The 13,538-nt window shown below is 61.8% G+C and carries 11 protein-coding genes; 8 read left to right on the forward strand and 3 right to left on the reverse strand.

What is annotated here, in order from left to right; translation table 11 throughout:
• The 3 genes from KBB36_RS19250 to KBB36_RS19260 all read right to left on the reverse strand — a co-directional run.
• The coding region (locus tag KBB36_RS19250) for a hypothetical protein (RefSeq protein WP_290984920.1) at positions 1 to 206 on the reverse strand (206 nt) is incomplete at its 3' end.
• Between the two features lie 106 nt (positions 207 to 312).
• Positions 313 to 1,494, reverse strand: a complete 1,182-nt coding sequence (locus tag KBB36_RS19255; protein WP_290984923.1) for an aminotransferase class I/II-fold pyridoxal phosphate-dependent enzyme — start codon at positions 1,492 to 1,494, stop codon at positions 313 to 315.
• Positions 1,495 to 1,511: 17 nt separating this feature from the next.
• Complete coding sequence (locus KBB36_RS19260) at positions 1,512 to 2,438, reverse strand: DMT family transporter (protein ID WP_290984926.1); 927 nt, start codon at positions 2,436 to 2,438, stop codon at positions 1,512 to 1,514.
• 105 nt (positions 2,439 to 2,543) lie between these two features.
• On the opposite strand from KBB36_RS19260, the gene KBB36_RS19265 reads away from it, so the two are divergent.
• The 8 genes from KBB36_RS19265 to KBB36_RS19300 form a co-directional block, all read left to right on the forward strand.
• Positions 2,544 to 3,026, forward strand: a complete 483-nt coding sequence (locus tag KBB36_RS19265) for an Lrp/AsnC family transcriptional regulator (RefSeq protein WP_290984929.1) — start codon at positions 2,544 to 2,546, stop codon at positions 3,024 to 3,026.
• A 92-nt stretch (positions 3,027 to 3,118) separates the two neighbouring features.
• A complete protein-coding gene (locus KBB36_RS19270) occupies positions 3,119 to 3,496 on the forward strand; it encodes a hypothetical protein (protein WP_290984932.1) in 378 nt (125 codons plus the stop codon).
• 223 nt (positions 3,497 to 3,719) lie between these two features.
• Positions 3,720 to 6,383 carry a glycosyltransferase gene (locus KBB36_RS19275; protein ID WP_290984935.1) on the forward strand — a complete coding sequence of 888 codons (2,664 nt, stop codon included), beginning with the start codon at positions 3,720 to 3,722 and terminating at the stop codon, positions 6,381 to 6,383.
• Between the two features lie 37 nt (positions 6,384 to 6,420).
• Positions 6,421 to 8,172 (forward strand): hypothetical protein, encoded by a 1,752-nt coding sequence (locus tag KBB36_RS19280; RefSeq protein WP_290984938.1) that lies wholly within the window; start codon positions 6,421 to 6,423, stop codon positions 8,170 to 8,172.
• Between the two features lie 67 nt (positions 8,173 to 8,239).
• Complete coding sequence (locus KBB36_RS19285; RefSeq protein ID WP_290984941.1) at positions 8,240 to 9,202, forward strand: TAXI family TRAP transporter solute-binding subunit; 963 nt, start codon at positions 8,240 to 8,242, stop codon at positions 9,200 to 9,202.
• Positions 9,203 to 9,306: 104 nt separating this feature from the next.
• Positions 9,307 to 11,316 (forward strand): TRAP transporter fused permease subunit, encoded by a 2,010-nt coding sequence (locus KBB36_RS19290; protein WP_290984944.1) that lies wholly within the window; start codon positions 9,307 to 9,309, stop codon positions 11,314 to 11,316.
• A 21-nt stretch (positions 11,317 to 11,337) separates the two neighbouring features.
• Complete coding sequence (locus KBB36_RS19295) at positions 11,338 to 12,294, forward strand: helix-turn-helix domain-containing protein (protein ID WP_290984947.1); 957 nt, start codon at positions 11,338 to 11,340, stop codon at positions 12,292 to 12,294.
• 78 nt (positions 12,295 to 12,372) lie between these two features.
• The coding region (locus tag KBB36_RS19300; RefSeq protein WP_290984950.1) for an ABC transporter substrate-binding protein at positions 12,373 to 13,538 on the forward strand (1,166 nt) is incomplete at its 3' end.

The raw sequence follows: 13,538 nt of genomic DNA on the forward strand, positions 1-13,538 counted from the left end.
GTATCGATCCCTGCGCCTTGGATCGTCTGGCGCATCGCCTTCTGCTTGTCCATCAACTCTAGGGCGAAGGCATCACCCTTCGCCGCAATGGTCTTTTCCAGTTTGGTCTTGATCTCATCGGTGAGATTGACCGAAAAGCCGTTTTTGAAATTCACCGCCTTGCGCCGCAATTCCTGCGGCGGCTTGAGAAATTGCGGTTTGTTCATGAGCATTACTTTGACCGGGTAAAGGGGCGACCAGCGTTTGCCGGCAGCATTTTTCCAAAATAGCAAACTCGTTACCCGGTGCAATAAAACAACTTGTGATTTTGTGCTAATGCCGTTGTTGTTTTGGTAACCATTGCGCCAGCTGTTGCAGGGCTGCGTCGATCACCGAGGGGGCGACGCAGAAGGAGAAGCGGATGAAATGGCCGCCGGCCTCGGTGTCAAAATCAGCACCGGGGGCGGCCACCACGCCGGTCTCGTCCAGCATCTTGCGGCAGAAGGCTTCGGCGTCGTCGCTGAAAGCGCGGATGTCGCAATACAGATAGAAGGCGCCATCCGGTGGCGCAAAACGGTCAAGGCCCAGGCCGGGTAATGTATCCAGCAGCCGCTGCCGGTTGCGGGCATATTGCGCCACCCGCCCGGCCATCTCGTCATCCGAGTCCAATGCCGCCAGTGCGGCAATCTGCGACAATGTCGGCGCGGAAATCTGCAAGCTGCCGGATAATGCTTCCACGCGCGGCACCAGCCTTTCAGGCAGCACCAGCCAGCCGATCCGCCAGCCGGTCATGCCCCAGTATTTTGAAAATCCGTTCACCACAATGGCGTCGTCGCCCTGTTCCAGCACCGTGGCTGCGGGCGCGCCATAACTGACGCCATGATAAAGCTCATCCACGATCAGCCACAGGCCACGCTGTTTGCAGGCAGCATAAAGGGCGGCAAGATCGTCGCGACTCAGCATGGTGCCGGTCGGGTTGGCCGGGCTGGCCAGCACCACACCAGCAATATCGGCCGGCAATGCCTCGATCATCGCGGCGGTGGGGCGGAAGCCGGTGGCGGCATCGGTGCCGATGCGATAGGGCGTCAGGTCCAGGGCGCGCAAGGCGCCGCGATAGGCCGGATAGCTCGGCTCCACCACCGCCACGCGCTGGCCGGCCGAAAATGCTGTCAGAAAACTGAGCATGAAGCCCGAGGACGAGCCGATGGTAACGGCGATCCGTGCCGCCGGGATGGCCAGCCCGTAGCGGCGCTGGTAAAACGCAGCAATGCCTTCGCGCAGCCGGCGCAGGCCCAGTGCCTCGGTATAGGGTATTGGCCCGGCATGCAATGCGGCTTCAGCAGCGGCGATGGCGCGGCTGGGCGGCGGAAAACTGGGTTCACCCACCAGCAGGTTGATCACGTCCTCACCACGCGCCAAGCGTTCCTGAAGCGCGTTATAGATGCGCCACATGCGGTAGATTTCGATCTCGCTGCGGCTGGAAGCGACGGGTAGCTTGAGCGGGATGTTGGACATATTAGCCTGCATACTGGTTAGGTGTGATTGTGGCGAATGAAGGCGCCGCTTGCCAGGGCCACCCCCAGGCCGATCAGCAGGATGCCGCCCCATGTTATCGGTTCAGGCCATTCGCCCAGCAACGGAATCGCCAGCAGCGCCGCCATTGCCGGCACCAGGGCGCCGAAGGCAGCGGCGCGGCCGGCGCCCAGCTTCTGCACGGCAAAGCCGAAAGTGTACATGCTGAGCAGGCCGGACAGCACCGATTGCACCGCCTGCACGCCGATCTCAAAAACCGGCACGATCAGCAGCCGGGGCTGCAAGGCCAGAAAATAGATCGGCAGATAAGCCAGGGCAGAGAACACATAAACCACGGCGGCAGCATGCCAGGGGCCAAGCCCGCTTTGCCGCGCCGCCAGGGTATAGGTGGCCCATAATAGGCCGCCGGTCAGGAATAGCAGATGACCGCGCCACAGCCCGGCGCTGCCGGCAAAGAGATGATAGCCGCCCAGCGCTAATACGCCGGCCAGGATCAGGCCCAGGCCGATCAGCCGGCCGCGTCCGAGGCGGTCGCGCAGCACCAGCCAGCCCAGCAAGGCGGTGAAAAGCGGCATGCTACCCGGCATCAGCGCACCGGCATGGGCGGTGGGCGCAAACAGGGTGCCAATCGAACTGGCGCAGATGAAGGGCAGGCCGGCGCCCAGCAGCATCAACGCCACCGGCCCGGAACGGCCTGGCGCAAAACCTGGACCCAGGCGCCAGAGCAGCGGCAGTAGCAGCAGGGCCGGCGGGGTCAGGCGCAGGAAAATCACATCCCACACACTGAGCGAGCCGGTGACGCCGAAGCGCGTGACCGCCAGGCCGGCGGCCCATAGCAGCACGGTGGCCAGGGCGGCGAGAATGCCGGCCAGCGGCAGGGCGGTGGCGGCGATGGGTGGGGAGGTGCTGGCGCTGGGTTGGGTCATGCCGGCATTGTTGCCGGGAAAGGCTGGCATGTCCTTGCGAATTTATGCCGAATTCCGAGTGAAATTGGCATATGATGCCAAATAATATTAAAAATAGAGGTGATTATGTCGCAATCGGGTTTAGACCGTTTCGATCATGCCATTCTGGCGGCCTTGCAGGCTAATGGCCGGCTCAGCAATGTGGAGCTGGCGGAAGCCGTCGGCCTATCGCCATCGCCCTGCCTGCGCCGGGTCAAGCGGCTGGAGGCCGAGGGCTATCTGACCGGCTATCGCGGTCTGCTCGATCGCGACAAGGTTGGCCTCGGCATGACGGTATTTGTTGAGATCAAGGCCGAGCGGCATTTCATCGAAGCTTCCAAGGCATTGCAGCAGGCGCTGGCGGCAATCCCGGAAGTGGTTGCGGCGCATATGGTTTCTGGCGAAGCCGACTTTCTGGTTGAGGTGGTGGTGCCCGATCTCAAGGCTTATGAGCGGGTGCTGAATGAGCGTCTGCTCAGCCTCAACATGGTGAAGGATATCCGCTCCAATTTCGCCATCCGCATCATCAAGACGGCGGCGCCGCTGCCGCTCGACCATCTCGCGGGTTGAATACCTTCAATTCGCCGCAATTCGGTCGCCAAAGTGGCGAAAATTCAGGGCAATACAGTCGTGCCGGGACGATCCCGGCCGGGGAGGCGGCGATGCGGCTGGGGCGGTGGATACTTGGTGGCGGCTTGATATTTGGCCTGGCGGCCTGTGCCGATATCCAATGCATGTCAGCGCCGGATCGCGCCGCCTGCCACGCAGCCTATGCCGAATATCAGAATTGCAGCGCCCTGAATGCGCCGCTGATCCGCCATATCGGCGACCGCCCGGTCCGCGAATGCCGGCGCGAGCCCTATCGGGAATGTTACCGCGACCGCAATGGCGAGCGGCATTGCCGCACCCGCTGGGGGCCGGAAAATTGCAGCTTCACCTGGGAGCCGATCTATGACCGCACCGCCTTCAACCAGGGGGTGGCAGCCTGTATGGGCGCCGCTGGGCAGGGTGGCTATCTCGGTCGCTTCAGCGGCTGGTGAGGCAAGGTGCCGGCAAAGCCGCACTCGACTCTGGCGGGTGCTCGGCGCTATAGTCCGGCAGCGCCGTAAAGCCGCCATATTCCACGTCTATTTCCTGTAGCGCCGGTGCTGGCGGCGCCGCAGAAAAGCGAGGATGCCGGTAATGCTTCATCGTGTGCTTCTGTTGCGTAAAGCTTAACCGTTTCCGGCAAACATCATCATCGTATCAGCATTGCAGGCAGCCATGCGCTATTCGGGACTGTTCGTCCTTCTTCTGATTTTCGCCGTCAATCTCGCTGGCTGGATTTACGTGAATCCGCCGGTGGAGCCGCGTCCCTGGGGCGAGCTGATCAATGGCGTCGATTATTCGCCATTCCAGGCTGACCAGGGCCCGAACCAGAAAAAGTTCCCCTCGGCCGAGGAGATCGACCGCGACCTGCAGTTATTGTCGAGCAAGGTGCGCCATCTGCGCACCTACTCGACGCTGGATGGCCAGGGCGACATTGCGCCGATTGCCAGCCGCTATGGCCTCGACGTGATGCAAGGCATCTGGCTCGATGGCCGGCTGGAGCGGAACGAGGAGGAGATTGCCAACCTCGTCAACATCGTCAAGCAGAACCGCAATGTGCGTCGTGTGCTGGTGGGCAACGAGACCATGCTGCGGCTCGACATGCCGATCACCGACCTGATCCAGTATATCCGCCGCGTGCGCACCGAGCTTGCCGGCACCGGCGTGGAAATTTCCACCGCCGAGACCTGGGATATCTGGCTGCGTTATCCGCAATTGGGCCGCGAGGTGGATTTCATCGCCATCCATCTGCTGCCCTATTGGGAAGGCCAGTCGCCGGAAAAGGCGGTGGAATATGCGCTTGGCCGCTATCAGCAGGTCAAGGACGCGCATCCCACCAAAAAAGTGGTGATCACGGAAATCGGCTGGCCGTCGGAAGGCCGCACCCGGCGTGAAGCAGTCCCTAGCCCGACCAGCCAGGCCACCTTCCTGCGCGGCTTCCTCAATATCGCCAATCAGCGCGGCCTTGATTACTTCATCATGGAAGCCTTCGATCAGCCCTGGAAGCGCAATATCGAAGGCAGCGTCGGCGCCTATTGGGGCATCTACAATGCCGACCGCACGCCGAAATTCCCGATGATCGGCCCGGTGGAGGATCGCCCGCATTGGCCGCAGCTTGCCGCCGGCAGTATCCTGATCGCGCTGCCCTTGATGATCTGGTTCCTGGCGCGCTGGAGCGACCTGCGCTTTTCGGGCCGGCTGTTCTTTGGCACGCTGATCCAGGTGGTGGCCTCGGCGATTGTCTGGGTGGTGGATGCCGGCTTCCGCACTTATATGAGCCCCGGCGTGGCGCTGATGTGGGCCATGCTGCTGCCCTTGCTGGTGATGCTGTTCATCATGGTGCTGGCGGAAGGGTTGGAGATGTCGGAGGTGATCTGGTCGAACCGGCGCCAACGCCTGTTCCTGCCGCATAAGAACGATCTCTCGCGCAGCCACTGGCCCAAAGTCTCGATCCATGTGCCGGCTTACAATGAGCCGCCGGAGATGCTGAAGCAGACACTGGATGCGCTGGCAGCCCTGGATTATCCGAATTTTGAAGTGCTGGTGATCGATAACAACACCAAGGACGAGGCGGTGTGGCGCCCGGTGCAGCAGCATTGCGCCACGCTGGGTGCGCGTTTCCGCTTTTTCCATGTTGCGCCTTTGACCGGCTTCAAGGCTGGCGCGCTGAATTTTGCGCTGCGCAACATGGCGCCGGATACCGAAGTTGTTGGCGTGATCGACGCCGATTATCTGGTGGAGCCGGATTGGCTCAGGGCGTTGGTGCCGTATTTTGATCGCCCGGATGTTGGTTTTGTGCAGGCGCCCCAGGATCACTACGACTGGAAGGAAGATGCCTTCAAGGAGTATATCAATTGGGAATATGCCGGCTTTTTCCAGATCGGCATGGTGCAGCGTAACGAACGTGACGCCATCATCCAGCATGGCACCATGACCCTGGTGCGCAAGGCCGCGATTGACCATGTTGGCCCTTGGGCGGAATGGTGCATCTGCGAGGATAGCGAGATGGGCTTGCGCCTGCTCGCTGGCGGTTGGAAAAGCGCCTATACCGACACCCGTTTCGGCTATGGCCTGACCCCCGACAGTTTCGGCGGCTACAAGACCCAGCGTTATCGCTGGGCTTATGGCGCGGTGCAGATTTTGAAGCGTCATTGGCGCGACATGCTGCCGGGCGATACGCGCAAGCTTGATCCGATGCAGCGTTATCACTTTGTCGCCGGCTGGCTGCCCTGGTTCGCCGATGCGCTTGGCTTGGTCTTCGCCATCGCCTCGCTGGCCTGGACCGTTGGTGTACTGGTGATGCCGAAATATTTTGAATTGCCGCTCGGCCTGTTCCTGCTGCCGGTGGTGGCGGTATTTGCCGCCAAGGTGGCACAGTTCCTGTGGCTTTATAAAATCCGCGTGCCGTGCAGTTTCCGCCAGCGTATGGGCGCCGGCCTGGCCGGCCTGGCGCTGACCTACACCATTGCCAAGGCGATGCTGGCCGGCCTGTTCACATCGAAGCTGCCCTTCATTCGCACGCCGAAGCATGAGAACCAGCCGGCGCTGGTGCAAGCGATGATCATTGCCCGCGAGGAAAGCCTGCTCGGCGCGCTGCTTACCGCTGCCGGCATCGCCATGTGGAATTTCCAGGGCGGCCAGGATCCGGAAGCACGGCTCTGGGGCGTGGTGATGCTGGCTCAGGCAATGCCGTATTACGCAACGCTGGCGCTGGCGATGATCTCCACCGCCAAGAGCCGTTTCCGCAAGCCGGAAGCCATGGCCAAGAATGCGCCGGTGCCCAGCCTGTTCGCCCTGCCGAAAGCCGGTTCCCCCAACCCCAGTGCCGGCGCGGATTAATCCGCGCCGAGCCTGCTCGTATTTGTAGAGACCGACGATGACCACGCCGGCCACCCGTTTCCTGTATCTGCTGTTGTTTCTCGGCTTTGCCGCGATGCTGAATGCCGCTGCCTGGTGGTGGCCGAACCGGCCATTGCCGTTTGGCAATACGGCGCCGGGCGAGGCTATCGGCCTGGTGAAAAGCGTGTCCTTTGCGCCATTCAAGCGTGGCCAGAGCCCGCTCACCCAGGTCTATCCAAGCCGCGACGAGATCAACGATGATCTTGCCGCCGTGCGCGGCGTGGCGCGTGGCGTGCGCACCTACACCTCGCGCGAGGGGCTTGAAGCCGTGCCGGAACTGGCGCGGCGCCATGGCCTGGATGTGATTCATTCCGCCTGGCTTGGCGCCAAGGCCAATATCAACGAGCAGGAAGTGGAGGCGCTGATTGATCAGGCCAACCGCTATCCCGATACGATCAAGCGCGTCATCGTCGGCAACGAGGTGCTGCTGCGCAAAGACCTCACCGTCGATCAGTTGATCGGCTATATCCGCCGCGTCAAGGCGGCGGTGAAGCAGCCGGTCAGTTATGCCGATGTGTGGGAATTCTGGCTGCGCAATCCGCAATTGCTCGACGAAGTGGATTTTGTCACCGTGCATTTCCTGCCCTATTGGGAGGATGTGCCGATTGCGGTTGATCATTCGATGCCGCATATCCTGGATGTCTACAACATCGTGCAGGCGCGGCTGCCGGGCAAGCCGATCCTGATCGGCGAAGTCGGCTGGCCATCACTCGGCCGCTCGCGCCGAGAATCCGTGCCGTCACGCCATGAGGCGGCCAGCTTCATCAGCGATTTCCTTCGCCTCGCCGATGCCAAGGGCATGGATTACAATCTGGTGGAAGCCTTCGACCAGCCCTGGAAAGTGGCGCTGGAAGGCACTGTCGGCGGCGCCTGGGGCCTGCTGGATGAATTGCGCCATCCGAAATACGCGGCCGATGGCAGGCTGTCGGAATTGCCGAATTGGTCAATCTATGCCGCCTTGGCCAGCCTTATCGGCCTGATCCTGGTGGTATTGCAGGTCAATCGCCTGGTGGCGCTGCCGCCGCTGCGTATGCTGGCTGGAATCCTGCTGGCACAGCTTGGTGGCGCCGCGCTGGCGGCTTGTATCGAGCATGGTCTGAGCCACAATTTCAGCAACCTGCGTTTCGCTGAATTCATCATCATGCTGACCGGCCAGGCCATCTTTGCCATGCTGCTGTTTGCCGAGGGTATTGATCGCCTGGCCGGCCGCGCGCCGCCATCCGTGCGCTTCATTGGCCTGGCGGCGCGGCTCGGTGAGATCAAGAATTTTGCGCCGCTTTATCTGCCGCTCGGCAATCACACGATTTCCGCCGAAAAGCTGGCTGAATTCACGCGGCTATATCGTTTGCGGCTGGGCGAATGGCTGTTCACGGCCTTTGCGCTTTATGCGCTCTATCAGAATATCATGCTCAGCGTGGCCGGGCGTTATCGCGATTTTCCAATTGATTATGCCTTGCTGCCGATGGCCGGTTTGCTGCTGCTCGGCCTGTATGATCGCAGCCGCGGCTGGTCGCTGGCCCAGGCTTTTGCTGCAACTGACGCTGCACCGCAACGATTGCTGCTGGAAAAGGCATTGGCCTGGCTGCTGCTCTGTTCGGCAGTGATGGTGGTGCTGATTGAACGCGGCAGCAATCGCGAGGCAGTTGCCTGGTCTTTGATCAGCGCCAGTTATGCCTTGCCGCTGCTGTTGAATCTGACGCGCAAAGCAAGGTTGGCAGCGGCGACCTAAACTTTTATAGTCGGCCAGAGAATAGACCCGCTATTCCAACAGAAGACCATAAACGGAGGAACGAACCATGAAGCGGATTATGTTTGGTTTCGCGCTGCTCGGCGCTATTGCCCTCACCGGCACGGCGCAAGCCCAGTCGCGGAATCTGTCGATCGCCACCGGCGGCACCGGCGGCGTGTATTATCCGATGGGTGGCGGCTTGGCCAATCTGCTCAGCAAATATGTGCCGGGCTGGCAGGCTACTGCGGAAGTCACCGGCGGTTCGGTTGATAACCTGAAGCTGGTCGGTGCCAAGAAGGCCGATATCGGTTTCTCGATGGCCGATGCCTCGCTGGATGCCTCGCGCGGCGAAGACAAGTTCAAGGGCAACATGGTGCCGCACAAGGCGCTGGCGGTGCTGTATCCCAACATCATGCATGTGGTTTCGGTTGACGGCACCGGCATCAACAGCTTCGCCGATCTGAAGGGCAAGCGGGTTTCCACCGGTTCGCCGGGTTCGGCCACCGAAGTGATGGCCTTCCGCGTGCTCGAAGCCGCCGGCTTTGACAAGGACAAGGACGTGAAGCGTGAGCGTCTCGGCGCTGCCGAATCGACCAATGCGCTGAAGGACAAGAAGATCGACGCCTATTTCTGGGTCGGCGGTCTGCCCACCGCAGCGGTGACCGATCTTGCCGCCACGCCGGGCACCAAGATCAAGCTGGTGGATCATTCCGATCTGGTGCCGAAGATGAATGCCAAATATGGCCCGCTTTATGCCGCCGGCACAATTCCGGCCGGCACCTATCCGGGCCAGGACAAGGCCAACGCGATTTCCAGCGTGTGGAACATCCTGCTGGCGCATGATTCGATGCCGGATGATGTGGCCTACAACATCGTCAAGACCATCTTCGAGAAGCGCGATGAACTGGCGCAGGTGCATGGCGAGGCTAAGAATATCAAGCCGGAAACCCAGAAGAAGGCGAATACTCCGGTGGCGTTCCATCCCGGCGCACTGAAGTATTTTGCCGAGAAGGGCATCAAGACCGAGTAAGCCGCCACGCCGGCAGGCGTTGCGATTGAACCCTGCCCCGGTGCCGCCGGGGCAGGGTTTGTTTTAATAGGGTGGCATAAAAATTACATAGAGGGGGCGGCGATATGAGCGGCAGCGAGAGCGGCAAGATCACCGAAGGCCTGGACGAAAACGTTCAGCGCAAGGTTGAGGAATATATCGAGCAGGAAGAAGGCGCCGCCAATCGCCTGTCGGGCTGGACCGGCTATCTGATCACCGGCCTGGCCGTGGTGATGACCCTGTTTCACCTCTATGCCGCCTACGACATCGTGCCGACGCAGGAATTGCGCCCGATCCATGTTGGCTTTGTGCTGCTGCTCACCTTTCTGCTGTTTCCGATTGCCAGCCGCTTCCGCGACCGTATCCGCTGGTGGGATGTGCTCACGGCGCTGATCGGCATCGCCACTATCTGGTATCTGCTGGATGGCGGCGAAGACCTGACCGACCGCGCCACCTTGCCGAACCAGACCGACATGATGGTGGGCGCGGTGTTCATTCTGCTGGTGCTGGAAGCCACGCGCCGCACCACGGGCTGGATCATGCCGGTGGTGGCCGGCTGCTTCATTCTCTATGCCCTGTTCGGCCCCTATCTGCCGTCGCCCTGGACCCATAAGGGCTATGATCCTGATCGCCTGGTCGGCCATCTGTACATGACGCTGGAAGGCATTTTCGGCACGGCGGTGGATGTCTCCTCCAGCCTGATCATCCTGTTCACCATCTTCGGCGCCATCCTGCAATTTTCCGGCGCCGGCAAATTCTTCATTGATTTCTCCTTCTCGGCGCTGGGCGGCAAAACCAACTCGACCGGCCGCGCCATTGTGCTGTCTTCCTTCCTGCTCGGCGGCCCGTCAGGTTCCGGCGTGGCCACCACCGTCACCATCGGTTCGGTGGCCTGGCCGATGATGAAGCGCGCCGGCTATCTGCCGGCAGCGGCCGGTGGCCTGCTCGCGGCCGGTGGCCTGGGCGCCATCATCTCGCCGCCGGTGCTCGGCGCGGCGGCCTTCCTGATCGCGGAATTCCTCAAGATTTCGTATCTCGACGTGATCCGCATGGCGGCGATTCCCACCATTCTCTACTATTTCAGCCTGCTGGTGATGGTGGAACTGGATACCGGCAAATATGGCATTGCCGGCGTGCCGCTGGGTGAGCGCCAGAGCCTGTGGGGCCTGACCAAAACCTACGGCTATCACTTCACCTCGCTGATCTCGATTGTGGTGCTGATGCTGCTCGGCTTCTCGCCGGTGCTCAGCGTGTTCTGGGCCACGGTGCTGGCGGTGGCGGTCAGTTATTGCCGCCGCGATACGGCGCTGGTGCCGCGCAAACTGGTGGATGCGCTGGCCGCCGGTTCGGTTGGTGTGCTTGGCACGGCGGCCACCTGCGCCGCAGCAGGCGTCATTGTCGGCGTGGTCACGCTCACCGGCCTGGGGCTGAAATTCTCCGCCATCGCCATCGCTTATGCCGGCGGCAGTCTGGTGCTCACGGCGGTCTATACCTCGCTGATCGTGTGGATCGTCGGCCTGGCTGTGCCGGTTACCGCATCCTACATCATCTGCGCCGTGATCGCGGCGCCGGCGCTGATCCAGCTTGGTGTGCCGGATTACGCCGCGCATATGTTCATCTTCTATTATGCAGTGCTGTCGGAAGTGTCGCCGCCCACGGCGCTATCGCCATTTGCCGCCGCCGCCATCACCGGCGCCAGCCCCTACACCACCACCCTGCAAAGCTGGAAATACACCCTGCCGGCCTTCCTGGTGCCGTTTGTGTTTGTGCTTGATCCGCTTGGTACCGGCCTGTTGCTGGAAATGCCGAAGGATGGCAATTGGCTGCAAATCTTGTGGATTTCAATCAGCACCTGCATCGGCATCTTTGCCTATGGCGTTGCCACCCAGGGCTACCTGTTTGGCTTCGCCAAGGGGGTGATGCGCATCGGCTTCGGCTTGGCCGGCACGCTCCTGTTATTCCCGTCGATCCTGGATGCGATGTTCGGCTTTGTTGGCCCGCAGCATATCGAACAGCTCAAGATCGCCGGCATCGTCCTCACCTTTGCGCTGGCCGGGCTGCAATACATGCGGCGTCCGGCCAAGGCGGCGGCTTAGGCAGGGCAGCCAGGACGCCAGATGCGCGAGCTTCGCTTCTCGACCGAGCAGCTAGGGGCGGCAGAGCGCGCCGAAGCGTGGCGCGCTGCCTTGTCGGGCATCTGGGGCGCCATCGAGATCGAGCCGGGCGGACGGCAGCCGCTGGCCGGCTCGATCCTCAGCCGGTCGATGGGCGGGCTGGTCTTCAACAGCGTGTCCTATCGCGGCCATAGCCTGATCCGCACGCGGCGCAATCTCGCGGCGCTTTCTGATCAGTTTTATGCTTTGAGCCGGCCCGTGCATGGCCCGTGGCAGATCAGCACGGCTGAAGATGAATTGCTGCTCCGACCGGGCAATCTCTATCTGCTGTCAAACGGCATCCCCTATCGCTCGCATGATGTGGCTGGCTTCGATACCGCCAATGTGATGATCCCGGTGGCCAGGCTGCGCCAGCGTCTGCCGCATCTGGCACCCACTTATCAATTCAGCCTGGGTGAAGCCGGCGCCAAGGCGTCGCTGGTGGCGGGCTTCGCCGATCAGGTGGCCGCCGCCCTGCCGAGCTGTAGCGAAGCCGAGGCGGATTTCCTCTGCGAGCGGCTGCTTGATCTGGTGGCCTTCCTGCTAGCCCAGCCGGCGGGTGATGCAGAGGCTGATGACGGCGCCGTGCGGGCGGCGCATCGCGCCCGTATCCTGCGCCATATCCGGCAGAATCTGGCGGCAGACCTGTCGCCCGCAGCCGTGGCCGCTGCCACCGGCATTTCGGTACGTTATCTGCATCAGGTGCTGCGTCCCACTGGCCGCAGCCTGGGCGACCATGTGCTGGAAGCGCGGCTGGCGCAGTGTCATCGGTTGTTGAGTGACCCGCGCCAGGCGGGCCGCAGCCTGACCGATATTGCTTTCTCCACAGGCTTCAATCACGCCACGCATTTCAGCCGCGCCTTCCGCCGCCGGTATGGCCACAGCCCCAGCAGTCTGAGACTGTCGCATTCTGGTGCATGATTTTGTGCGCTCCGGGTTGAGCGCCGGCAGGCCATCCGCGCCATGCTTCAGGCAGCATAAAAATGCCGGGAGGATACCATGCCGCAGTACCGCCTTTGCCTTGCCAGTCTGATTGCCGCGATGCCCGCCTTGTTAGCTGGCGCACCGGCCATAGCGCAGATCTCCGACAATGCCATCGTGGTTGGTGTGCTGACCGACCAGGGTAGTGTCTATTCCGATGCCAGCGGCACCGGCTCGATCATGGCTGCGCGCCTGGCGGTGGAGGAATTCGGCGGCAAGATCAACGGCGTGCCGATTGAACTGGTTTCCGCCGATCACCAGAACAAGCCCGATGTCGGTTCCGCCGTTGCCCGGCAATGGTTCGATAAGGAACGGGTGGATGTGATCGCCGACCTGCCCACATCCTCGGTGGCGCTGGCGGTGCAGGAAGTGGCCAAACAGAAAGGCAAGGTCAGCCTGGTATCCGGCGCCGCCACCACGGCGCTGACCGGCAAGGCCTGCTCGCCCACCGGCTTCATGTGGACCTACGATACTTATGCCTTCTCGGTCGGCACCGCCAAGGCGGTATTCCTGGAAGGCGGCAAGAGCTGGTATTTTGTCACTGCGGATTATGCCTTTGGCCATGCCATGCAGGCCGATGCCGGCCAGATGCTGCAAAGCCTGGGCGGCAAGATCATCGGTGAGGCGCGGCATCCGCTCAACAATGCCGATTTCTCCTCCTTCCTGTTGCAGGCACAAAGCTCCAAGGCCGATGTGATCGGGCTGGCCAATGCCGGCGGCGACACCATCAATGCGCTGAAACAGGCGGCGGAATTTGATATCGGTCGCGGCAAGCAGCGCCTGGTGCCGATGGTGGTGTTCATCAACGATGTGCACAGCATGGGCCTGCGCGTGGCCCAGGGCCTGAATTTCACCACGTCGTTTTATTGGGACCGCACGCCGGAGACCCGCGCCTGGTCGGCCGAATTTGAGAAGCGCACCGGCAAGAAGCCCAGCGGCCCGCAGGCCGGCACCTATTCAGCGGTGCGGCATTATCTCAAGGCGGTGGAAAAGGCCGGCACCGATGAAGGTGTGAAGGTGGCCGAAACGATGCGGGCCATGCCGGTGAACGACATGTTCGCCCAAGGCGGCAAGGTGCTGCGTAATGGCCGCATGATCCACGATATGTATCTGGTGCAGGTCAAGACGCCGCAGGAATCCAAGGGCCCATGGGATTACTACAAACTGCTGCGCACCCTGCCGGC

The sequence above is a fragment of the Ferrovibrio sp. genome (assembly GCF_017994015.1).
Lineage (GTDB): Bacteria > Pseudomonadota > Alphaproteobacteria > Ferrovibrionales > Ferrovibrionaceae > Ferrovibrio.